Annotated in this window: 15 protein-coding genes and 2 pseudogenes; 12 read left to right on the top strand and 5 right to left on the bottom strand. The window is 65.7% G+C overall.

What is annotated here, in order from left to right; all coding sequences use genetic code 11:
• The first annotated feature begins 105 nt into the window (after positions 1-105).
• The 9 genes from ACZY0R_RS28275 to clpB all read left to right on the top strand — a co-directional run bounded on the left by ACZY0R_RS28275 (position 106) and on the right by clpB (position 12713).
• Positions 106-1290, top strand: coding sequence for a substrate-binding domain-containing protein (locus tag ACZY0R_RS28275; RefSeq protein ID WP_488863058.1), 1185 nt, complete (start codon positions 106-108; stop codon positions 1288-1290).
• Positions 1290-2135, top strand: a complete 846-nt coding sequence (locus tag ACZY0R_RS28270) for an ABC transporter ATP-binding protein (RefSeq protein ID WP_488863056.1) — start codon at positions 1290-1292, stop codon at positions 2133-2135. Before ACZY0R_RS28275 ends, ACZY0R_RS28270 begins: the two co-directional genes overlap by 1 nt.
• On the top strand, positions 2128-2865 hold the full coding sequence (locus ACZY0R_RS28265) for an ABC transporter ATP-binding protein (protein ID WP_035872323.1): 738 nt from the start codon (positions 2128-2130) through the stop codon (positions 2863-2865). The genes ACZY0R_RS28270 and ACZY0R_RS28265 overlap by 8 nt, the downstream gene beginning before the upstream one ends.
• A gap of 98 nt (positions 2866-2963) precedes the next feature.
• Positions 2964-3995 (top strand): branched-chain amino acid ABC transporter permease, encoded by a 1032-nt coding sequence (locus ACZY0R_RS28260; RefSeq protein WP_045239967.1) that lies wholly within the window; start codon positions 2964-2966, stop codon positions 3993-3995.
• A 15-nt stretch (positions 3996-4010) separates the two neighbouring features.
• Positions 4011-5087 (top strand): branched-chain amino acid ABC transporter permease, encoded by a 1077-nt coding sequence (locus ACZY0R_RS28255; protein WP_488863053.1) that lies wholly within the window; start codon positions 4011-4013, stop codon positions 5085-5087.
• A gap of 92 nt (positions 5088-5179) precedes the next feature.
• Positions 5180-6727 (top strand): acyl-CoA synthetase, encoded by a 1548-nt coding sequence (locus ACZY0R_RS28250; RefSeq protein ID WP_276286586.1) that lies wholly within the window; start codon positions 5180-5182, stop codon positions 6725-6727.
• 113 nt (positions 6728-6840) lie between these two features.
• Complete coding sequence (locus ACZY0R_RS28245) at positions 6841-9006, top strand: D-(-)-3-hydroxybutyrate oligomer hydrolase (RefSeq protein ID WP_488863051.1); 2166 nt, start codon at positions 6841-6843, stop codon at positions 9004-9006.
• Entirely contained in the window at positions 9006-9923 is a 918-nt protein-coding gene (locus ACZY0R_RS28240; RefSeq protein ID WP_488863049.1) for a MaoC/PaaZ C-terminal domain-containing protein, read from the top strand. The genes ACZY0R_RS28245 and ACZY0R_RS28240 overlap by 1 nt, the downstream gene beginning before the upstream one ends.
• Before the next feature lie 201 nt (positions 9924-10124).
• The gene (gene clpB / locus ACZY0R_RS28235) at positions 10125-12713 is read left to right on the top strand and encodes an ATP-dependent chaperone ClpB (protein ID WP_488863047.1); all 2589 of its coding nucleotides are present in this window, start codon (positions 10125-10127) and stop codon (positions 12711-12713) included.
• 150 nt (positions 12714-12863) lie between these two features.
• On the opposite strand, the gene ACZY0R_RS28230 is transcribed toward clpB, so the two are convergent.
• The 3 genes from ACZY0R_RS28230 to iscB all read right to left on the bottom strand — a co-directional run bounded on the left by ACZY0R_RS28230 (position 12864) and on the right by iscB (position 15822).
• Positions 12864-13232, bottom strand: coding sequence for a hypothetical protein (locus ACZY0R_RS28230; RefSeq protein ID WP_488863045.1), 369 nt, complete (start codon positions 13230-13232; stop codon positions 12864-12866).
• Between the two features lie 119 nt (positions 13233-13351).
• Positions 13352-14308: an energy transducer TonB gene (locus ACZY0R_RS28225; RefSeq protein WP_488863043.1), complete on the bottom strand. Its 957-nt coding sequence runs from the start codon at positions 14306-14308 to the stop codon at positions 13352-13354.
• Between the two features lie 113 nt (positions 14309-14421).
• Positions 14422-15822, bottom strand: coding sequence for an RNA-guided endonuclease IscB (gene iscB, locus ACZY0R_RS28220; RefSeq protein WP_488863041.1), 1401 nt, complete (start codon positions 15820-15822; stop codon positions 14422-14424).
• 708 nt (positions 15823-16530) lie between these two features.
• Between iscB and ACZY0R_RS28215 the strand changes: the two genes are divergently transcribed.
• From ACZY0R_RS28215 to ACZY0R_RS28205, 3 genes and pseudogenes are all read left to right on the top strand, one after another.
• The gene (locus ACZY0R_RS28215) at positions 16531-16839 is read left to right on the top strand and encodes a hypothetical protein (RefSeq protein ID WP_488863039.1); all 309 of its coding nucleotides are present in this window, start codon (positions 16531-16533) and stop codon (positions 16837-16839) included.
• Positions 16840-16854: 15 nt separating this feature from the next.
• Positions 16855-17247 (top strand): annotated as a pseudogene (locus ACZY0R_RS28210) (RNA ligase family protein); the annotation flags it as partial.
• Positions 17248-17297: 50 nt separating this feature from the next.
• Positions 17298-18448 (top strand): annotated as a pseudogene (locus ACZY0R_RS28205) (AAA family ATPase).
• A 252-nt stretch (positions 18449-18700) separates the two neighbouring features.
• Here the strand turns inward: ACZY0R_RS28205 and ACZY0R_RS28200 are convergent.
• Together ACZY0R_RS28200 and ACZY0R_RS28195 are read right to left on the bottom strand one after the other, a co-directional pair.
• Positions 18701-20011 carry an EAL domain-containing response regulator gene (locus ACZY0R_RS28200; protein WP_488863037.1) on the bottom strand — a complete coding sequence of 437 codons (1311 nt, stop codon included), beginning with the start codon at positions 20009-20011 and terminating at the stop codon, positions 18701-18703.
• Positions 20008-22758, bottom strand: a complete 2751-nt coding sequence (locus ACZY0R_RS28195) for an ATP-binding protein (protein WP_488863035.1) — start codon at positions 22756-22758, stop codon at positions 20008-20010. The genes ACZY0R_RS28200 and ACZY0R_RS28195 overlap by 4 nt, the downstream gene beginning before the upstream one ends.
• Positions 22759-22962 lie beyond the last annotated feature (204 nt).

The following is a 22962-nucleotide window of genomic DNA, read 5'->3' as shown; positions in this document are numbered from 1 at the left end:
GAGCAACAGGGCGGCCACGGTCGATCGCCGCGATCAGCCGTTATCGAGCAGCATCTCTACTTGCAACAATAAGAGAAACAGAGAAACCCAAAGAGGAGACACAGAATGCAACTCAAGCACCAAGCCGCAGCCGCGTTCGCGCTGGCCGGCCTGCTGGCCGCCGGCGGCACCCTTGCCAAGGACATCCGCATCGCCCATGTCTACGACAAGACAGGGGCGCTGGAAGCCTACGCCAAGCAGACCCAGACCGGGCTGATGATGGGGCTGGACTATGCCACTAACGGCACCATGATGGTCAACGGCAACAAGCTGGTGGTGCTGGAGAAGGATACCCAGGGCAAGCCCGACGTCGCCAAGGCCCAGCTTGCCGCGGCCTATAGCGACGATCGCGCGGACATCGCGGTGGGGCCCACGTCCTCCGGCACCGCGCTGGCGATGCTGCCGGTGGCCGAGGAATACAAGAAAATCCTGCTGGTCGAACCCGCCGTGGCGGATTCGATCACCGGCGAGAAGTGGAATCGCTATATCTTCCGCACCGGCCGCAACTCGTCGCAGGACGCCATCTCCAACGCGGTGGCGCTGGACAAGCCCGGCGTGCAGATCGCCACGCTGGCGCAGGACTACGCCTTCGGCCGCGACGGCGTGAAGGCCTTCAAGGGCGCGCTCAAGAACGCCAAGATCGTTCACGAGGAATACCTGCCCACCAACACCACGGACTTCACCGCCGGCGCCCAGCGCCTCTTTGATTCGCTCAAGGACAAGCCGGGCCGCAAGATCATCTTCATCATCTGGGCCGGCGCCGGCAATCCGTTCAAGATCGCCGACCTCGACCCCAAGCGCTACGGCATCGAGATCGCCACGGGCGGCAATATCCTGCCCGCCATGAGCAACTACAAGAACTTCCCCGGCATGGAAGGCGCGACGTATTACTACTTCGGCATTCCCAAGAACAAGGCCAACGAGTGGCTGGTATCCAATCACTACACCAAGTTCAAGTCGCCGCCTGACTTCTTCACCGCGGGCGGCATGTCGGCCGGCATCGCGCTGGTCGAGGCGCTCAAGAAGACCAATGGCGACACCAATACCGAGAAGCTGATCGGCGCGATGGAGGGCATGTCGTTCGAGACGCCCAAGGGCAAGATGACGTTCCGCAAGGAAGACCACCAGGCCCTGCAGTCGATGTACCACTTCAAGATCAAGGTCGATCCGGCGTTCGCCTGGGGCGTGCCCGAGCTGATCCGCGAGATCAAGCCGGAGGAGATGAACGTGCCGGTCCGCAACAAGCGGTGATGACGGTGGGCGCCTCTTCCATCGATACCACGGCGGCACTCTCGCGGGCGGTGGCGGAGCCGCCCGCGCTAGAGACGCGCGGCCTCACCATCCGCTTTGGCGGGCATGTGGCGGTCAATGCGGTGTCATGCGCGTTCCGACCGGGCGAGCTGACCTGCATCGTCGGCCCCAACGGGGCCGGCAAGACCACCTACTTCAACCTGATCTCGGGCCAGTTGCCGCCCACCGCCGGGCAGATCCTGCTTGGCGGCGAGGATGTGACGCGGCTGCCGGTACCACACAAGGCGGCGCGCGGCATTGGCCGGGCCTTCCAGCTGACCAGCCTGTTCCCGAACCTGTCGGTGTTCGAGAACGTGCGGCTGGCGGTGCAGGCGCGGCAACGCATCGGACTGGACTTGTGGTCCGTGTGGAGCGGCAACCGGGCGGTACGCGCCGAGGCAGAGAGCTGTCTCGAACGCGTGGCCATGGCCGACAAGCGCCATTTGCCTGTTGCCTCGCTGCCGCATGGCGACCAGCGCAAGCTGGAGGTGGGCATCCTGCTGGCGCTGCAACCGCGCATCTTCATGTTCGACGAGCCGACCGCCGGCATGAGCGTGGACGAGGTGCCCGTCATCCTGGACCTGATCCAGGAGATCAAGCGCGACAGGAGCAAGACGGTGCTGCTGGTGGAACACAAGATGGATGTGGTGCGCTCGCTGGCCGACCGCATCATCGTGCTGCATAACGGCAACCTGATGGCGGACGGCGACCCGGCCGAGGTGATCGCCTCGCCGATCGTGCAACAGGCTTATCTCGGGATCGGCGCCGCCGACGATGGTGTGCAGGGGGAGGGCAGTCATGGCTGACGGACCGGCAACACCCATCCTGCGCCTGGATGGCGTGCAGACGCATATCGGGCCATATCACATCCTGCACGGCGTGAGCTTTTCGGTGCCGCGCGGCGGCGTGACGATGCTGCTTGGGCGCAATGGCGCGGGCAAGACCACCACACTGCGCACCATCATGAATCTCTGGCAGGCAAGCGAAGGGCGCATCGCGTTCGACGGCGCGGATATCACCCGCCGCGGCACGCCCGCCATCGCGCAGGCCGGCATCGCCTACGTGCCGGAGAACATGAGCGTGTTCTCCGAGCTGACCGTGGCAGAGAACATGCGCCTGGCCGCGCGCAGTGGCGCCATCGACGGGCAGCGGCTGGATTGGGTATTCCGCATGTTTCCCGCGCTGAAGATTTTCTGGCACCAGCGAGCCGGCGTGTTGTCCGGCGGGCAGAAGCAGATGCTGTCGGTGGCGCGGGCCATTATCGAGCCGCGCAAGCTGCTGATCGTCGACGAGCCGACCAAGGGCCTGGCGCCGGCCATCATCCAGAACATGATCACGGTCTTCCGCGAGCTCAAGCAGACAGACGTGTCGATCCTGCTGGTGGAGCAGAACTTCCACATGGCCAGGTCGGTGGGGGATACGGTCGCCGTGATGGACGACGGGCGCGTGGTGCATACGGGCAACATGGCTGAGCTGGCAGGGGACGAGGCCTTGCAGCAGCGGCTGCTGGGTTTGTCGCTGGCGGCGCATCAGTAGCGTCGGGCGCGGCATGACGCGCGGTGGCAAGTGCCGCCGCCCGTGGCGGGCCATCAAGGCCTCCACGCAATCAAACAAGAATCGTCAGGACCGAGACAATGACGAGTACAAGCTCCTTACCCACCACGCCGGCGGCGCCGGCCGACCTGCCCAAGGTCCGGCTCGACTGGACGCCGCTGGCGCTGGCCCCGCTGCTGATGCTGCTGGCCTATCCCCTGATCGGCAGCGGCTCGACCTGGCTCACCCTGACCATTGCCGGCCTTGCCATGGGCATGATCGTGTTCGTGGTGTCCTCGGGGCTGACGCTGGTGTTCGGCCTGATGGACGTCCTCAACTTCGGCCACGGCGCGTTTATCGCGCTGGGCGCCTACGTGGCGGCGTCGGTGCTGTTGCCGCTGGGCGCCTGGGTGGAGGCCGACAGCCTGGCGCTCAACCTGGCGGTGTTCGGCCTCGCCATCGGGGCGGCGATGGTGGCGGCGGGCGCGATCGGCTTCCTGTTCGAGCGCATCGTGGTGCGCCCGGTCTACGGCCAGCACCTGAAGCAGATTCTGATCACCATGGGCGGCATGATTGTGGCGGAGCAATTGATCAAGGCCATCTGGGGCGCCGAAACCATCGCGCTGCAGGTGCCCACCACCTTCCGCGGCGCGGTCTTGCTGGGCGATGCGGCGATCGAAAAATACCGGCTGATCGCCGTGGTGCTCGGGTTGGTGATCTTCGTCTCCATGGTGCTGGTGCTCAACCGTACCCGCATTGGCCTGTTGATCCGCGCCGGCGTGGAGAACCGCGAGATGGTCGAGTCACTCGGCTACCGTATCCGGCGCCTGTTTATCGGCGTGTTCGTGGTGGGTGCCGGCCTGGCCGGGATGGGCGGCGTGCTGTGGGGCCTGTACCAGCAGAACATCACGGCCGCCATCGGCGCCCAGGTCAATGTGCTGATCTTCATCGTCATCATCATCGGCGGGCTCGGTTCCACCACCGGCTGCTTTGTCGGCGCCTTGCTGGTCGGGCTGATGGCCAACTACACCGGCTTCCTGTTTCCCAAGGTAGCGCTGTTCTCGAACATCCTGCTGATGGTAATGATCCTGCTGTGGCGTCCGCAGGGCCTGTACCCGGTAGCCAAGCGCTGAGCGCCGAGGAAAACCATGACCCGATTGCTTTCCGGCGACCTGCCAAGAAGCCGCGTGCTCACCGTCATCCTGGTGGCGATGCTGCTCGCGCTGGCCTGCGCGCCGTTCCTGTTTCCCGGCGCGCGCGCACTCAATATGGCGGCCAAGATCTGCATCTTCGTGGTGCTGGTGGCCAGCTACGACCTGCTGCTCGGCTATACCGGCATCGTCTCCTTTGCCCACACCATGTTCTTCGGCATCGGCGGCTATGGCGTGGCGATCGCCATGTCGCGGCTCGATCCGGGGTGGGGCGCGCTGGCGCTCGGTACGCTGGGCGCGCTGGCGGTGTCGATGGCGCTGGCCTTCCTGATCGGGCTGTTCTCGCTGCGGGTCAGGGCCATCTTCTTCGCCATGATCACGCTGGCGGTGGCGACCGCCTTCGCCACGCTGGTATCGCAGTTGTCGGAATGGACCGGCGGCGAGGATGGCATCACCTTCAAGGTGCCGGAGGTCTTCACGCCAGGCTTTACCCTGGGAGACGCCGAGTGGTTCGGCGTGCCGCTCAACGGCAAGCTGTTCTCCTACTACTTCGTGTTCGCCGGCGCGCTGGTGCTGTTCCTGCTGCTGTTGCGCGTGGTCAACTCGCCGTTCGGCCGGGTGCTGCAGGCGATCCGCGAGAACGATTTCCGCGCCGAGGCGATCGGCTACCGCACCGTGGTGTACCGGACCGTGTCCACCGTGCTGTCGGCCGGGTTCGCCACGCTGGCCGGCGTGCTGATGGCGCTCTGGCTGCGCTACAACGGGCCCGATACTTCGCTGTCGTTCGAGATCATGGTCGACATCCTGCTGATCGTGGTGATCGGCGGCATGGGCACGCTGTACGGCGCCATCATCGGCACTACGCTGTTCCTGGTGGCGCAAACCTACCTGCAGGATGTGATGAAGCTGGCCAGCGAGGCCACCACGGCCGTGCCGCTGCTCTCGGGGCTGCTGCATCCGGACCGCTGGCTGCTATGGCTCGGCCTGCTGTTCATCCTCAGCGTGTACTACTTCCCACAAGGCATCGTTGGCCGCCTGCGCGGCGATCGCTCGGAGCATGAGGTGGCGTCGTAGGGCTTTGCGACATGCCGGACCATGCGGCGAGTGTTAACAAGCACGAAAAGAAGCGCTATAACAAAGACACCTAGAAGCGGAGATCCGGGACCATGTATGTAGTCGACTGGCTGCACAAGAACGCCCTGCACACGCCGGACAAGGTTGCGCTGGTCGACGTGGAGAGCGGCCGCAAGGTGACCTACCGGCAGTTCGACGAACGTGCCAGCCGCTTCGCCGAGTACCTGGGCGAGCGGTTGCAGCTGGCGCCCGGCGCCCGCGTGGCCGTGCTGGCCCACAACAGCTCCGATTATTTCGAGATGCTCTATGGCTGCGCCAAGGCCGGCATGGTGATGGTCTGCCTGAACTGGCGCCTGCCGGCGGCGGAATTGTTGCCAATCCTGCGCGACTGCGCGCCCGACGTGCTGGTGGCCGGCGATGGCTTCCTGGCTACCGCCGCGGACTTGAGCAGTGCGCTGCCGCTGCGCGCGGTCCTGCACCTGGCCGATGACGAGAGCGCCGATGTGCCGGGGGGCTGGATGGAGTATGAAGCGATGCTGGCCGGCAGTTCGGGCCGCATCATCGAGATGCCTTGCCGCGACGAGCACGAGGTCTGGCACCTGCTATATACCTCGGGCACCACTGGCCGTCCCAAGGGCGTGATACAGACCTATGGCATGGTCTTCTTCAATGCCGTCAACGCCATGCTGGCCAACAAGATCACGCGCGATGACGTGTTCCTCAATGTGCTGCCGTTCTTCCATACGGGCGGGCTGAACCTGTACGCCAACCCGGTGCTCCATGCCGGCGGCACCGTGCATATCATGCGGCAGTTCGATGCCGCGGTCACGCTGGGCAAGCTCGACGCCGGCGCCGGCGAGGGCATCACCATGTTCTTTGCCGTGCCCGCGGTCTATCTCTTCCTGAGCCAGCACGCCGGCTTTGCGGCGGCGGACTTTTCGCGGGTGCGCAATATGTCCGCGGGCGGCTCGGCGGTGCCGCGGCCTCTGCTGGAGGCCTACCTGGCCAAGGGCGTGACGATCTGCTTCGGCTTCGGCATGACCGAGACCGGTCCCACCGTGTTTGTCTGCGACGAAGCCACCGCGCGCCGCAAGATCGGCACCATCGGCAAGCCGGTGGGCTCGATGCTGACACGGGTGGTGGATGCGCACGGCCGCGACGTGGCGCCCGGCGAGCGCGGCGAGTTGCTGATCAAGGGGCCGGGTGTCACGCCGGGCTACTGGAACCTACCGCAGGCCACCGATGCCGCCATTCGCGGCGGCTGGCTGCATTCCGGCGACATCGCCTACATGGACGAGGAGGGCGATTACTACATCGTCGACCGCGCCAAGGACATGTTTATTTCCGGTGGCGAGAACGTCTATCCCGCCGAAGTGGAAAACGTGCTGTTCCAGCTTGCCGGGGTGTCCGAGGCGGCTGTCATCGGCGTGCCGGACGCGCGCTGGGGCGAAGTCGGCATGGCCCTGGTGGTGGCCAGGCCAGGCGTGGCGCTCGATGCTGAAGGGGTGCTTGCGCATTGCCGCGCGGCGCTGGCAGGCTACAAGGTGCCGCGCCATGTCCGGATCATCGAGGCGCTGCCGCGCACGCCGTCCGGCAAGGTGGAAAAACACAAGTTGCGCGCGCGCTTCCAGGCACAATGAGGCGGCGGCCAGCGCCTGTCGCCGCGCAGTTCGATGTCATGCAGTTGCTGTCTCGTGAAATTCTCGTTTCTGTATTGCGTTCCGATAGATCAAGCATGCAAAAGGGGGTCAACATGTTGCGCGGACTTGCAGGACATGGCGGTAGGTACGGACGCGGAGGGCGCCTGGCGCTGGCAGGCGTGGCAGGCCTGCTGCTGGCGGCATGCGGCTCGAGCGACAACAATGCGATCAACGTCAATCCCAATCCCAATGCCAAACCGGCGAATATCGGTGCGGTAACGATCACGACCTACGACGGCAACACCGATGACCTGCTCACCGGCGGTCTTGGCAAGGACGGCCTGGGCTCGGCCACGGCGCCGGTGCCGCTGAACTCCGCGGCGCCCACGGCCGCCGAGTTGCGCCGCTATGCCATCTATACCAACTACCGCGCGCTGGTGGATATCACGGCGGGCGGTGGCTATGGCAGCCTGTATGGCCCCAACGTGGACGCGCAGGGCAATGTCACCAGCGGGCAAGGGAAGGTCGCCGGGCGCGAGTACCTGGCTTTCTCGGACGATGGCAGCGGCCAGCAGAACGTGACGATGCTGGTGCAGATTCCCGATAGTTTCAACGTGGCCAAGCCCTGCCTGATCACGGCCACCTCGTCCGGCTCGCGCGGCGTCTACGGCGCGATTTCCACTGGCGAGTGGGCGCTCAAGCGCGGCTGCGCCGTTGCCTATACGGACAAGGGCACCGGCGCCGCGCCGCACGACCTGGATACCGACACCGTGCCGCTGATCGACGGCACGCGAGCGAACCGTACCGCCGCCGGCACCAGCGCGCAGTTCGCCGCCCCGTTCCCGAATACCAGCCTGGCTGCCTTCAATGCGCTGGCGCCGCACCGGCTCGCGTTCAAGCACGCCCATTCGCAGCGCAACCCCGAGAAGGACTGGGGCACCTTCACGCTGCAGGCCGCCGAATTCGCGATCTGGGCCATCAATGACCGGTTTGGCACGGTGGCCTCGGATGGCACGCGCCAGCACAGCTTCGGCCCCGACAAGATCGTCGTCATCGCGTCCAGCGTCTCCAACGGCGGTGGCGCGGCTATCGCCGCGGCGGAGCAGGATACCGAGGGCCTGATCGACGGCGTGGCGGTGGGCGAGCCGAATCTGAACCTGCCCGCCAACACGGGGGTGATCGTCACGCGCGGCGGGGTGCCGGTCAGTCAATCGGGGCGCGTGCTGTATGACTACACCACCACGGCCAACCTGATGCAACTTTGCACCTCGCAGGCGACCGCACTGGTGAACGCGCCGGGCGTGGCCTCGTATGCGTTGCCCGCCGTCGGGCTCGTGCAACCGGCGCTCAACCGTTGCCAGTCGCTGGCCAATGCCGGGCTGGTCAGCGGGTCCGACGGGGCAAACCGGGCTGCCGATGCGTTGCAGAAGCTGCATGATGCCGGCTGGGAATCGGATTCCGACGCGCTCCATCCGTCGCTTGCCCTGTTCGAGGTCGCCAGTGCGGTATCCGTGACGTTCGCCAACGCACTGGCGCGTGCCGCCGTGGCTGACCGTCTGTGCGGCTACAGCTTTGCCGCCACCGGCACGGCCGTACTGACGCCGGTGACGATCGCGCCGGCCACGCTCAATGTGTTGTACTCGACGGGTAATGGCGTGCCGCCGGCGGCTGGCGTGCAACTGATCAACGACAACAACCCCGGCGGGCCGCTGCGCGACCTCTACTCCAGTTCGCCCGGCACGAATCTGGCCGATGCCAACCTCGATGGTGCCCGCTGTCTGCGCGCACTGATGACCGGCACCGGCACCCAGGCGCGGGCGCTGAAGGCGGGGCTGGCCCAGACGCTGCGCTCGGGTGACCTGCATGGAAAACCGGCCATCATCGTGCATGGCCGCAGCGATGCGCTGCTGCCGGTCAACCATACCTCGCGGCCCTATCTTGGCTATAACCGGCTCAAGGAGGGCCGCGCCAGCAATCTCTCCTATATGGAAGTCACGAACGGCCAGCACTTCGACAGTTTCATCGGCGCGGTAGCGGGCTATGACAACCGCTTTATTCCGCTCCACGTCTACCTGAACCGGGCGCTCGACGCGGTCTACGCCAACCTCACCACCGGCACCGCGCTGCCGCCATCGCAGGTGGTGCGCACGATCGCGCGCGGTGGCACCTTGTCGCCGGCGCCCACCATCCTGCCCACCAACTTGCCGCCGTTTTCCGCCACCCCGGCCAATGCGGACCGGATTACGGTCATCGGCAGCACCGTAGAGGTACCCAACTGATGAAGGCATCCCGCACGCGCGTCCTGACGCAAGAAGATTTCGACCGCTTCGCTTCGCTCTCGCGCGACGACAATCCCATTCACTGCGACCCGCGGTTCGCCAGGACGACGCATTTCGGTGCGACCGTGGCGCACGGCATGTTTCTGTTTTCGCTGCTGTGCGCGCAGATGCAGCGCAGCAACCCCAGGCCGGTCCTGCCGATCGGGCAGACGCTGATGTTTCCTCGTCCCACCTTCGTCGGCGACGGCGTGGCGGCCATGCTGGTGCTGAACGACACGCCCGGCCGGGACCGCATCGCCCTGGACACCGAGATCCGCTGCATGCAGCGTGGCCGCATGCGAACGGCAGCTACCGATGAGCAGATTACGGCACAGGGAGATGCGATCCTGCTGGTCGACGCAAGTGCCGAAACGCTGGCACAGGCGCCGCTTGACGAGGCGGACGATGCCGGGCGCCTTGCCGCCGCGGTGGACGGCGACCGGACGCTCTATCACCTTAGCGTCGGCCAGGAGGCTTCGGCGGTGCGCAGTTTCAGCGCCGGCGATATCGATGAATACGTGTCGTTGACCGACGATGGCAACGCCTTCTATACCGACCCGGTATTTGCCCGCAGCCGCGGCTTCGGGGGCGCCATCGTGCCGCTGCCTCTGCTGGCCGGCATGTTCTCGGACCTGCTGGGCACGCGCTTGCCGGGCCGCGGCACCGGCTGGATGAAACAGTCGCTGCGGCTGCGTTCGCCGGCGCGGCTGGGCGAATTGCTGACCGCCTCGGTGCGGATCGTGCGCCTGCGCGGCGACAAGGACCTGGTCAACCTGGCCACCGTCGTCACCGGCGACGATGGCCGCGTGGTGCTGGCCGGAGAGGCCCTGGTGCTGGTGCGCAACCTGGAAGACAAGCGGGCGCTCGCGGCAGCGTGAAATGCGCGGGAGGGAACAGGTCGCAACGTATTTCCTGCGCCACATCAATGGCCGTTCAGTCAGGCCTTGAAATGTAGGCGCAAAGCCTTATCTTTCGATCAGACATCCAGTGTCCGGCCCGCGCGGCGGGATCGGCAGGCCGGGGCGCGGACGCCCCGCCTTCCGCATCGGGACACTCATCCGAAAAAAGAGGGCTCCTAAATGCGACTTGACAAACTCACTACCCGATTCCAGGAAGCGCTGGCCGATGCCCAGAGCCTGGCGATCGGCAACGACAACCAATATATCGACCCGCTGCACGTGCTGCGCGCATTGCTGGCCCAGAACGACGGCGCCGCCCGCGCGCTGCTGTCGCGCGCCGGCGTCAACGTCGGCGGCCTGACCACCGCGCTCGATGCCGCCATCAAGCGCTTGCCGCAGGTCCAGGGCACCAGCGAGGTCCAGGTCGGGCGCGAGCTTAACGCGCTCTTCAACGCCACCGAGAAGGAAGCCATCAAGCGTGGCGACCAGTTCATCGCCAGCGAGCTGTTCCTGCTCGCCGTGGCCGACGACAAAGGCGAGGCCGGCCGCATCGCCCGCGAGAACGGCCTGGCGCGAAAGTCGCTCGAGACCGCCATCGAAGCCGTGCGCGGCGGCGATTCGGTCAACAGCGCCGACGCCGAGACCCAGCGCGAGGCGCTCAAGAAGTACACCGTGGACCTCACCGAGCGCGCCCGCATCGGCAAGCTCGACCCCGTGATCGGCCGCGACGACGAAATCCGCCGCGCCATCCAGATCCTGCAGCGCCGCACCAAGAACAACCCCGTGCTGATCGGCGAGCCGGGCGTGGGCAAGACCGCCATCGTGGAAGGCCTGGCCCAGCGCATCGTCAATGGCGAAGTGCCGGAAAGCCTGAAGAACAAGCGCGTGCTGGTGCTCGACATGGCGGGCCTGCTGGCCGGCGCCAAGTACCGCGGCGAGTTCGAGGAACGCCTCAAGGCCGTGCTGTCGGATATCGCCAAGGACGAGGGCCAGACCATCGTCTTTATCGACGAACTGCACACCATGGTCGGCGCCGGCAAGGCCGAGGGCGCGATCGACGCGGGCAATATGCTCAAGCCCGCACTGGCGCGCGGCGAGTTGCACTGCATCGGCGCCACCACGCTGGACGAATACCGCAAATACATCGAGAAGGATGCCGCGCTGGAGCGCCGCTTCCAGAAGGTACTGGTCGACGAGCCCAGCGTGGAGGCCACCATCGCCATCTTGCGCGGCTTGCAGGAGAAGTATGAACTGCACCACGGCGTGGAGATCACCGACCCGGCCATCGTCGCCGCGGCGGAGCTGTCGCACCGCTATATCACCGACCGCTTCCTGCCCGACAAGGCGATCGACCTGATCGACGAAGCCGGCGCGCGCATCAAGATGGAAATCGACTCCAAGCCGGAGGTGATGGACAAGCTCGAGCGCCGCACCATCCAGCTCAAGATCGAGCGCGAGGCGGTCAAGCGGGAAACCGACGAAGCCTCCAGGAAGCGTCTCGAACTGATCGAACAGGAAATCAGCCGTCTGGAGAAGGAGTACGCCGACCTCGAAGAGATCTGGAAGGCCGAGAAGGGTGCCGCCCAGGGCGCGGCCGCGCTCAAGGAAGAGATCGACAAGATCCGCCTGGAGATCACGCGCCTGCAGCGCGAAGGCAAGCTCGACAAGGTGGCCGAGCTGCAGTATGGCAAGCTGCCCGAACTCGAAGGCAAGCTGAAGGCCGCCACCGTGGCCGAGGCCAGCGAGCAGAAGCAGCCCAACAAGCTGCTGCGCACGCAGGTTGGCGCCGAGGAAATCGCCGAAGTGGTGAGCCGCGCGACCGGCATCCCCGTGTCAAGGATGATGCAGGGCGAGCGCGAGAAGCTGATCAAGATGGAGGACTATCTGCACCGCCGCGTGGTTGGCCAGGACGAGGCCGTGCGCCTGGTGTCGGACGCCATCCGCCGCTCGCGTGCCGGCCTGTCGGACGAGAACAAGCCTTACGGCTCGTTCCTGTTCCTCGGTCCTACCGGCGTGGGCAAGACCGAGTTGTGCAAGGCGCTGGCCGAGTTCCTGTTCGATTCGCAGGACCACCTGATCCGCATCGACATGAGCGAGTTCATGGAGAAGCACAGCGTGAGCCGGCTGATCGGCGCGCCGCCGGGATACGTGGGCTATGAAGAAGGCGGTTACCTGACCGAGGCCGTGCGCCGCAAGCCGTACAGCGTGATCCTGCTTGACGAAGTCGAGAAGGCCCACCCGGACGTGTTCAACGTGCTGCTGCAGGTGCTGGACGACGGCCGCCTGACCGATGGCCAGGGACGCACGGTGGATTTCAAGAACACGGTGATCGTGATGACCTCCAATTTGGGATCGCACATCATCCAGGCGATGACAGGCGAGCCGCACGAGGCGGTCAAGGGCGCGGTATGGCAGGAAGTGAAGACACATTTCCGGCCCGAGTTCCTCAACCGCATCGACGAGGTGGTGGTGTTCCATTCGCTCGACCAGCAACATATCGAGTCGATCGCCCGCATCCAACTGGAGCGGCTGACGGCACGGCTGGCGCGCATGGACATGACGCTCGAGGTGAGCGAGGCCGCCATCGCCAAGATCGCCAGCGCTGGCTACGATCCGGTGTTCGGGGCGCGTCCGCTCAAGCGCGCGATCCAGCAGCAGATCGAGAACCCGGTGGCGCGCGCCATCCTCGAAGGCAAGTTTGCCGCCAAGGATGTGGTGCCGGTGGATTACCAGGACGGAGAGTTCGTCATTGGTCCGAAGGCCCACTAACGCTCACCCAGGCCCACCAAGGCTCACGCCAGACAAAAAGCCGCCCCTTGCCGGGGCGGCTTTTTGTTTTCCTGCGTGTAATAAGAATTAACGGAATTCCATCCGGCCCGTTGCGCCTTTGCTACAAGCAGCGCCGGCTGCCGCGGGCGGCTACCGGTGATAAGGGTAAGGGTGGTGATAGGCGTACCAGTCGCGGCGTCCCCACCAGCGGCGTCCGTCCCAGTAGCGCTCCCCATGCCACCCGATGACCACCGCGGGTGCGACCACCACCGGCGGGCCGTAGGCGGGGGGCGGCCCGTAGGCGACCGGGGGCGGCCCATAGCCAGGCGGCGGGGCCGGATAAACCGCCGGGGGCGGCGGAGCCGGATAGGCCGGGGCGGCATAGACGGGTGCCGGCGCCACGACCACCGGCGCGGGCACACCGATATTCAGGTCAACATCGACGCGTGCCAGAGCGGGCTGGGAGGCCGCCCAGGCCAGCGCGCCGACATCCAGCGCGCAGAAAAAAACATGTCTCATTTCGATCCTCGTCGTGCAGTAGCCATGATTTGACTTTAGCCCTGCCGCCGCCTTGCCGCGGGATACAACTGTAACGATATTTCACGCAGGGGACCGGATGCGGCGGGTGCCAGGCGAGGTCATGCCGAGCGCTCGTTTTTCAGGCGGTACAACGGCATCAGTTGCCTGACGCAGGCGTTCGCCGCCGCCTTGCTTTCCACGTCGATCACGCGGGAGACGGCATCCTTTATGCGGCGCAGGCCTCCGTTTTCAAGAAAGGCTTTCAAGTCCCGGTTCTCCATATACCGGTTGAACTCGAGCAGGTCGGCCCCGGTAATCCCTGCATCCGCCAGCGCCTTGCCTGACAATGCCGCTTCCTTGGTCTTGCGCCCGATCGGGGAGCCGAGCAAGCGCGCCAGCCGCATCGTCAGGCCGGGATCCTGTATCTCCGCTGCCAGCGCGGGCCTGACAGCCTTCTCCACCAGTTCGGGCGAGAGCTTCATACGGGTGCACTCCACGTAGCGGTCTTTCGGGATCGGTCCGATCTTCGCCGGCAACCTTGCGAACGCATGGTCCAGGCCGACGGCAAGGATGGCGCCGACATCGAACGCGCGGATCAGCGCGGTGACGGCTTCATCGTAGGTCGGCGGGAACAACTGCGGCGGCTCCGCAGCGCGCTCTTCGTTGGTTACCGCAAGCTGCTCTGGCTGGGGACGTCTCGGGACGTTGCCGTTGTCGGGCGGGAAACCGACCTGCACCACGGCGGTGCCGGGGATGGCTTGCCCGGTTTCGGCGCTCCAGAACGGCTGGCAATCGGCCTTGCGCAGGTTTGCCAGGGCCAGGCTGTCGAGCATGGCGTTGCCGGAACTGACCTTGATGGACACCGATGCCACCTTGCCTGTTGCCGCGATGGACAGCGATACCGACGCGCGGCCGCGCATCCCGGCCCGGTCGAGTTCCGCTGGATAGGCTGGCCATTCGGTGTAGCACTGGGACTTCGCTTCGGTCGCGACATCTTCGATGGTGAACGCGCGCAGCGGCGTCGCCCGGCCGTCGTGGCTGTGAACGAGTGCCAATGCCAGCAGGACCGCCGGCAAGATCGCAGGCTTCCCGATCAGCCCAGGGGCCGGAACGCAATGGGGAGGCGCATCCGGTTTGCCAGCGCCCTGGCGAACGGCCAGGCCTGGGTGACTGCATCGGGGACAGTCGTTCATCCGTTTGCGCGAGATACCCCGGCCTTCAGGCCGAGGAGGGATAGCGCGCGACGCGAAGCGTCGCCCCTGTCCTCGCTCTCCTTTTGTGAGTGCGCTACGAGTGAATAGCCATAGCCGTCGCCGCGCTGGAGGATCACGCAGTGCTTATGGGAGATACCCTGCACCGCCCCCTCGGCGGTTTGGATGTTGAATGAGCCGGTTGCGCGGATCGCGACGCGACCGACGTGCGTACCCGCCTTCTTCCCGGAGTGAACCACTGCTTTGACCATGTCACCGGTCTGGAAGCCGAAGGCGCGCTTGCTACGCATCAGGTAGCCGCGGGGGAATCCGTGCGCGGTGAGACGGGTGCGCTGGTAGCTGCCCCGCCCAGTGCATTTGATGCGTAGCGTCGGCCGTTGCCAGTCCGATACCGTCATCACATCCCCGACGCAGGCCGCGTCAAGGGCGTGGGTCTTGGGAATGTCGAGGCGCCGGCGGTTGTACTTCGTCTGAGCGCCGCTGCCGGTCTCAACGGGAAGTCCGGTGGACTTCAGTGCGGCAAGCAAAGCGAACCGCGTGGCATTCACTGCCGCGGCATCCCGTAGCGGCGCTTTCGCCCGTGCCCGGATTCGCCTGGCCCGCTCCGGGTCCTTGCGCAGGAACACTTCAATGGGCAAAGAGCCTTTCTTCTGATTGCAGGGCCGGCACGCCAGCGTCAGATTCGATACCCGATTCGAGCCGTTGTTGGCACGGGCGTCGATGTGTTCGATCTCGAGGGGTCGATCCTTCGCGTCACAATATGCGCAGGTGCGACCGAATTTTTCCAGCAGGTACTCTCGTACATTATAGCCCTGCAGCGTGCCTTGCTGATACTGGGCCCCGGAGATTTCAGGGGTCTGCATCGCCTGCATGTCGAAGCGGACGAGCTCCGTGCTGATAGCCGTGATCGGCGCCAGCGCGCGATAGCGGGCGACCCACGACATGGTGGTGTCGATGCGGTGGCGCAGACTGGGTGCCAGCCAGCCCTCCGGCTTACGGCGGTTGTCAAACCGGGCGGCGCGGTACCGAGTCTTGCGTCCGCGGCGGCCCCGGCGCATCGCTCGGCGAGCCGTCAAGGCCTCACTGATCTGACGGCCGCGGTGAAGGATCTCGGCGAGGGAGAGCACGAAGACGTGCCTGGCGCCATTTTCGTCAGTCGTTTCGCGAACGATGGCGACGCCCGTTTCCTTGCTGCCCGGGTCCAACTGAAGGCGCAGCGGTTGCAGCGCGCTGTCGTCCTGGTGCCGGTTGATCAGTCGAATGGCGAATGGCATCAGCCGATGCACCCGGGCGCGTCCGCGCGCGAGGAGCAGGCGAGCCCGCTTCTCACTGCATGGCATGAGCGGCTTACCGCGTTTGTCCAACACAAAGACTGCCAAGGCAATCTCTCCTAAATAGTTACCCTTACGGGCCTGGTTACGCGCCCCTCGCGGGGGCGTCTCCCTTCGGCAATGTTGCGAACCGGCGATCTGCCCTGATCCGTTTCGTGCTTACCCTGTCGCTTGTCTGCAACCGGGGCTTCGAGAGGTTGGGACTAAGGAAGCATCCCAACGTCGGTCTTGCACCTATTCGCAACGTAGCGGGTTGGTTACCGCTTTGCCTGGTCAACCCGAGCTTGTCAGTTGCCTTTCAAGCTCCGCCCTTCAGGGCGGGGTAGTTGACGGATTGAATTGGCTCGTTTTGTATTTCCTGCAGATTATGCCGGGATCGGGGCGCTGTCACAGCCCCTTGGTACCGTGGCGCGGGATGCCACGTCCTCCCCGGCTAGCGGGACAGCTGTCGTGTGGAAAACCAGCAACGCATGATTTACGCACCTGCGCCGCCTGTGTAATATCCGACACCCGCACACTTGTGCTGTTGTTTGTTCACCCCCTTTTTTCCTGGAGAGTAAAGTGCCCCGCATGTCCGCCATCACCCTCTGATGCCGACGACACCTGCACACGCAGAGTGCCGATGGCGCGCCCGCGCAATCGTCTGCTGTGCTTGCGTTAAGCGCTTTACACTGTTCCAGACCTGAGTTGCCTTCCGGCGACTGCCAGTCCGCCACGCGCCATCCCATCGTCGGCTCCAATTTTTCTGGAGTTCGAATGACGATGCAAGAACCCGAAACGCTTCGGGAAATCAAACCTGCCCACGTAGTTGCCGATCGCGTGAAGTACCCGCGTACCCCGCATTTGCCGTGGTCGCCCGGGCTCGGCGACGACGACCGGAGGATCGGGGCCCTGGATGCATTCCACGGGCGCCGCGTGATTGTCACGTCCAAGATGGACGGAGAAAACACCTCGCTCTACCGCACCGGCATGCACGCCAGAAGCCTGGACAGCCGCCACCATCCCAGCCGCGATTGGCTCAAGGGATTCTGGGGCGCGATGCGGATGGATATCCCGGAGCGATGACGAGTCTGCGGCGAGAACCTGTTCGCGACGCATTCGATCCGGTACCGGGACCTGGCTTCCTTCTTCCTGGGATTCTCGGTCTGGAATGCGCAGAACCTATGCCTCGGTTGGGACGAGACGGTGGAGTGGTTCGCCTTGCTCGGCATCGAGCCGGTCCCTGTGCTTTACGACGGCAAGTTCGATGCCGCGGCGATCCAGGCGCTCTGGCGCGAAAGCGAGCGCGAGCGCGAGCGGACCGAGGGCTATGTGGTCCGGGTCGCGGGTGAGATCCGTTACGCCGATTTCAGGCGCTGCGTGGCGAAGTTCGTGCGTAGCGGGCATGTGCAGACGGACGAGCACTGGATGCATAACCATGCGTTCGAGCAGAACCACATGCGCGAACAAACAGGAGAGTCGCAATGGAAATGACCGATCTTTTGACCGCTACGAATCTGCAATCGCTGCGGGCCTCACCTGTGCTGCGAGCGCCGGCATATGCAAGCCTGGCGGCACACGTTCCGCCAGCCGGCACCCATCCGGACTGGAAAGCCGTCATGGAGGCGCTCCCCTGCCTGGAGCCGTTGCGCCGCACGCCGCAGGATCCACGCTATCACGCGGAAGGCGACGTCTGGACCCACACCAGGCTGCTGGTCCAGTCCCTCGTACACCTTGAGAACTATGCGGCCGCCAGTTCAGAACGCCGCTTCGTCCTGTTCTATGCGGCGCTATTGCACGACATCGCGAATCCCGCCACCACACGGGTGGATCCGGAAACCGGGCGATCGGCCAGCCAGGCCACTCGGCCCGCGGCGCGGTCGACGCACGCGTGCTGCTGTGGCGCAGCGGGGTGCCGTTCGCGCTGCGGGAAGCCATTTGCCGGCTGATCCAGGTGCACCAGCTCCCGTTTTATGCCATCCGGGGAAACCGGTCCGGCGAGTCCGCGGAGATGGTGGTGCGGCGCTTGTCGCTCGAACTCGACATACGTGAACTGGCGGCGCTGGCCGAGGCCGACATGCGCGGGCGGATATGCGCCGATAGCGAAGACGTGCTGGTCGAAATCGCACTCTTTCGCGAGCTGGCGCGCGAGGAGGGCTGCTACGGCCAGCCGCGTGCGTTCGCGGACCGCTGGACGCGCATGCGCTATCTCCGTGGGGAGGATGTCCATCCGGACTATGCGTACCACCGTGAGGCGGGATCCTCCGTCACGGTCCTGAGCGGCCTGCCGGCAACGGGAAAAAGCACCTGGATCGGTAAGTACTGTCCCGGCCTGCCGGTCGTGGGGTTTGACGATGCGCGCGAGGCCCTGGGCCTCCGGTACGGGAAGAACGAGGGCGCGGCGATGCACTTCGCTGTCGACCAGGCAAAAGCCCTGCTGCGCGAAGGCCGCCCGTTCGTCTGGAACGCGACGCACCTGAGCCGGCAGATGCGCGCGAAGACCTTCGACTTGCTGTTCGCGTATGGCGCCGAAGTCAATGTCGTCTATCTGGAAGCCGCGGAGCAGACCATCCTGTCGCGCAACTGCACGCGGGACACCACGCTGACGAATGCGGCGATCGGGAGGATGTTGCATCGATGGGAGGTGGTGTCCCCGGTGGAGGCGCACTCGGTGACGTACGACATCGGCCACTGAGCCCCGGGCCGTCCGAGTCCGGCACCCCGACGGTTTCGGCCGAGGTGGCTGGCTGCGGTGAGTTGCTGTCGGGCGCGCTCGGAGGAACGTCGCGGAAGAGGTTAGGCCATCCAGGCGATGGCGGGCGGGTGAGGGGACTGGAGCGGTGTGCCTCGCTTCAAAACGGGCCGCCAGAACATGCCGATAGTCCGGCTGGGCAAGGTGGGTGGCACGCAGCGGCCAAATGTCAGGCAAGAACCTGCCGTGCCATCCCTACTTACTCACGGCAGCCTTCATCCACTCCGTCGTCTCCCACGCCGTGCCGAGCACGTCTCCCTGCCCGTGGTCGCAGCCTTCCCACTTGAAGAACTGCAGTTCGTCCGTGCTGGCCAGCCCGTTGGCCAGCACCTGCATGCCCAGCGTATGCGCCAGTGCGATCACGGCACGCGCGATGGCGGCGCGCCTGGCGTCGGTTGCCACGTTGCGCACGTAGCCAAGCGGAATCTGCAGCCGGTCGGGCAACAGGCGCTGCAGGTTCGCGAGAGAGATCGGCGTGTTGCCCACGTCGGCCAGCGTGACCGACGCGCCTTGCTCCTGGATCCGGGCGCAGGCGAGGCGGGCGGCTTCCGTCGCCGTGCCCAGCAGGATGCCGGGTAGCTGCAGGTCAAGCTGGTTGCCGGGCTGGCCGGTCTCGCGCAGGGACTGCCTGAGCAGCTCCGGCAAGGCCAACAGCGCGGATTCCTCCGCGCCGGCCACCTGCGGCAGCAGGATGGGAACGCTGACGCGGGTCGGGCTGGAGACGGCAGCTTGCGGGTCGGTGTGCCAGGCTTGCGCAAGCTCGCAGGCGCGGCGCAGCAGCGCGGCGTTGATCTCGGTAACCAGGGCGGGCCGGCGGATACGGCAGGCGATCTCGGTATGCGGCATCCAGCCGTCCGCGACCGGCCACTCCGGCAGTAGTGCGATGGCTGCAATGGCGGCGGAACTCAAGTCGAACTGGGACACCGCATGCAGCCGGTACTGCCCGCCGCGCAGGCTCTCTTCGACGGCGTCTTCCACGCCCGGGCCGCCGGATGGCGCAGCGCTTGCGAGGTCCGGCAATGGACGGGCGGCGGGCAGCCCACCCTCCGGTTGCAGCGCATTGGCCTGCTGCAATGCCTTGACATACTGGTACGTGCGCAGGCCGCCGATCACGACGGACGTCAACTTCTGCGCGGTCAGTTCTGTCTTGAGAAAGTAGCCATTGATCTCGTACCCGGTGATGACCTCGCGCTCCGGCGCCATGCCCGGATGTCCGGTACGCAGCACGATCTGCAGGTCGGCGTTGCGCAGTTGCTCGCGGATATAGCGCACCGTCTCCAGGCCGGCGTCATCGGTTTCCATCACCACGTCGAGCAGCACCAGCGCCGTGTCCGGATGCGCGGCCAGGTACGCCTTGCATTCTTCGCCGGAGTAGGCGCTGTGGAACTGGATCCCGCGACCGGAAAACGTCAGGTCCGCCAGCACCAGCTGCGTGATCTCGTGCACGTCGGGATCGTCGTCGACCAGTAGGACCTGCCACGCGGGCACAGACAAGGAGGTGTTCATGACGGACTCTTTACGGACGCGATCGGAATGGTGGCCTTCGTGGCGGGCGTGACTCTCGGCATCCGGATGGTGAAGACAATGCCTCCGCCATCCTGGCTGACGCCGTTGCCCACCGCGATGGTGCCGCCCAGGCGCTGCGTAACCAGGTTGTAGACCAGGTGCAGGCCCAGCCCGCTGCCGCCCTTGCCGCGGCGCGAGGTGAAAAAGGGTTCGAAGATCTTCTCGTGCAGCGCGTCCGGTATGCCACGGCCGTTGTCGGCGTAGCGGATCACCACCTCGTCGCCAGGCGCGTGGCGCGCGGCGATGCGGATGGTGCCGCGGACAGGGCCTGTGTCGCCGCCGCCGAAGGCGTGCACCAGCGAGTTCATGATCAGGTTGGTGAGGATCTGGGCGATCGCGCCAGGGTAGCCGGTCATGGCGATGCCCGCCGGACAGTCGATCTGCAACGCCACGCGCGTGTCGCGCAGCCTGGGGTCGAGGCTGACCACGGTTTCGCGGATGTAGTCGCCGAGATCGAAGCTGCGCCGCTTTTCGCTGGTCTGGTCGACCGCCATCTGCTTGAAGCTCTGCACCAGCTCCGCCGCGCGGTTGGCGTTGGACAACAGCAACCGGGCGGATTGCGCGGCGTCCGACAGGTAGCGCTCCAGCTCCGCCGGCGTCAGCCCGCCGCCTGCCACCAGCGCCTGCGTGGCGCTGGTGCGGTCCTGCAGGTAGGATGCGGCGCTGACGGTAATGCCCACCGGCGTATTGATCTCGTGCGCGACCCCCGCCACCAGTCCGCCCAGCGACGCCATCTTCCCGGCTTCCACCAGGTCCTTGCGCGCGGATTCGAGATGCCGCAGCGATTCCATCAGTTCGGCCTGCGCCAGCTCGCGGCTTTCGTGCGACAGCACGATCCACCACGCGCCGAATGCCAGCAGGGGCAGGGTGGCCGAGTAAACGCGCAGCAGCAGGTCCCCGAGCCCGCCGGCGGACGGCGGGGCGCCCTCGCCGAGGAGCCGGTAGGCCAGCAGGAACACCGCGCCCATGGCCGCCGACGCGATCACGAACAGGCCGAGGAAACGCACCAGGCGGCGCAGGAAATGCGGAGGCAGTATCCGCAGGAAGCTGCTCTTGCGCGGCGATGCCTGCTCTCGCGCGGCGGTGCCGGGCGCCTTGCAGGCATCGTGGCAATGGTTGTCCAGGCCGCAGCACAGCGAGCAGATCGGCCCCTCGTAGAAGGGGCAGTGCGCCATGTCCGGCGCTTCATAGTCGCGCTCGCAGATGCAGCAGCGCAGCGGCTCGTCGGCGCCGGCGGCGCGGATCTGCGGTTCCTGGCGCGCGATATAGTAGCGGCCGCGGGTCGCATAGGCGATCAGGATGGCGCTGGCGAACGAGGCGCCCATCGCGATAAAGGCCGAATAGGCCTGCGCCAGGGAGCCGAGCAGGCCGGAGTAAGCACCGATACCGGCCATCGAGGCGATCAGCATGGCGCCGCAGCCCACCGGGTTGAACGCATACAGGTAGGCTCGCCGGAACTCGATGTGGCGCGGGCTGATGCCCAGGGGCTTGAGCACGATGAGGTCGGCCACCAGCGCGCCGAGCCAGGCGATCACCAGGTTTGAATAAACGCTGAGCACGGCCTCCAGCGTGCTGAAGATGCCCAGCAGCGTCAGCAGCAGCGCGATCAGTACGTTGAACACCAGCCAGACCACGCGGCCCGGATGGTAGTGCGCCAGCCGCACGAACACATTGGACCAGGCCAGCGAGCCCGCGTAGGCGTTGGTTACGTTGATCTTGATCTGCGAGACCACCACGAACAGCAGCGCCACCGCCATCACCACCTCGGGCTGGTCGAAGACCTGCCCGTACGCCCACACGTACATGTGCATGGGTTCCATGGCCTTGCCGGTGGCCAGGCCGGCCTGCACCGCCAATACCGCCAGCAGGCTGCCCGCCAGCACCTTGAGCCCGCCGATCAGGATCCAGCCGGGTCCCGCCAGCAGCAGCGCGCTCCACCAGCTCCACCGGTTCTGCGCGGTGCGCTCAGGCAGGAAACGCAGGTAGTCCACCTGCTCGCCGATCTGTCCCATCAGCGAGAACAGCACGCCGGTGGCGGCGCCGAAGGCCAGCACGTTGAAGGCGGGCGAGGCGCCGTCGCGCCCGGTGAAGGCGGCCCATTGCGCCAGCACACCTGGATCGTGGCGCAGGATATAGACGAACGGCAGCACCAGCAGCACCGCCCACAGCGGTTGCGTCCACATCTGCAGCTTGTTGATCAGCGTGACGCCGAAGAACACCATCGGCACGATCACCAGCGAGCAGACCAGGTAGCCCAGGGTCAGGTTCAGCCCGGTGGCGATGGTCAGCGCCTGGGCCAGGATGGCCGATTCCAGCGCGAAGAAGATAAAGGTGAAGGACGCGTAGATCAGCGAGGTGATGGTGGACCCGGCATAGCCGAAGCCCGCGCCGCGCGTGAGCAGGTCGATGTCCACATTGGCCACGCTGGCGTGGTAGGCCACGGGCAGGCCGATCAGGAAAATCAGCAGGCAGACCAGCAGGATGGCCGGAAACGCATTCTGGAAGCCGAAGCTGAGCGTGATGCTGGCGCCTATCGCCTCCAGCGCCAGGAAGGACACGCCGCCGATGGCTGTGTTGGCCAGCGTGAACGGGGACCACCGCCGGTACGAGCGCGCCGCGTAACGCAGCGCGTAATCCTCCAGCGTTTCATTCGCGACCCAGGATTGATATTCTCGTTTGATGCGCATGGCGTGGGGGCGTCGGGTGCGATGCGGGTCCGGGGAAGCGTATGCGATCTGGGTCGAATGGATGCGAATCGAGGCGGAGGGTTGGCAGCGAGCGCTTCGATTATTGACTGAATCCGGTCCCTGCGCAATGACATGCATCCCACGCGCGGGAGGGGGCGGATGCAGCGATAGCGCACGGCCGGAATGCTGCGCGGCAGCAGGCGC

This window comes from Cupriavidus sp. F041 (assembly GCF_057814235.1).
This window is presented reverse-complemented; position numbering and strand designations above follow the sequence as displayed.

Bases quoted from the DNA above. Each gene is read 5' to 3' on its own strand.
- ACZY0R_RS28260 (WP_045239967.1), top strand. From the start codon at position 2,964: ATGACGAGTACAAGCTCCTTACCCACCACGCCGGCGGCGCCGGCCGAC.
- ACZY0R_RS28240 (WP_488863049.1), top strand. From the start codon at position 9,006: ATGAAGGCATCCCGCACGCGCGTCCTGACGCAAGAAGATTTCGACCGC.
- ACZY0R_RS28275 (WP_488863058.1), top strand. From the start codon at position 106: ATGCAACTCAAGCACCAAGCCGCAGCCGCGTTCGCGCTGGCCGGCCTG.
- ACZY0R_RS28270 (WP_488863056.1), top strand. From the start codon at position 1,290: ATGACGGTGGGCGCCTCTTCCATCGATACCACGGCGGCACTCTCGCGG.
- ACZY0R_RS28200 (WP_488863037.1), bottom strand. From the start codon at position 20,011: ATGAACACCTCCTTGTCTGTGCCCGCGTGGCAGGTCCTACTGGTCGAC.
- ACZY0R_RS28215 (WP_488863039.1), top strand. From the start codon at position 16,531: ATGACGATGCAAGAACCCGAAACGCTTCGGGAAATCAAACCTGCCCAC.
- ACZY0R_RS28255 (WP_488863053.1), top strand. From the start codon at position 4,011: ATGACCCGATTGCTTTCCGGCGACCTGCCAAGAAGCCGCGTGCTCACC.
- ACZY0R_RS28195 (WP_488863035.1), bottom strand. From the start codon at position 22,758: ATGCGCATCAAACGAGAATATCAATCCTGGGTCGCGAATGAAACGCTG.
- ACZY0R_RS28250 (WP_276286586.1), top strand. From the start codon at position 5,180: ATGTATGTAGTCGACTGGCTGCACAAGAACGCCCTGCACACGCCGGAC.
- ACZY0R_RS28245 (WP_488863051.1), top strand. From the start codon at position 6,841: ATGTTGCGCGGACTTGCAGGACATGGCGGTAGGTACGGACGCGGAGGG.
- ACZY0R_RS28230 (WP_488863045.1), bottom strand. From the start codon at position 13,232: ATGAGACATGTTTTTTTCTGCGCGCTGGATGTCGGCGCGCTGGCCTGG.
- ACZY0R_RS28265 (WP_035872323.1), top strand. From the start codon at position 2,128: ATGGCTGACGGACCGGCAACACCCATCCTGCGCCTGGATGGCGTGCAG.
- clpB (WP_488863047.1), top strand. From the start codon at position 10,125: ATGCGACTTGACAAACTCACTACCCGATTCCAGGAAGCGCTGGCCGAT.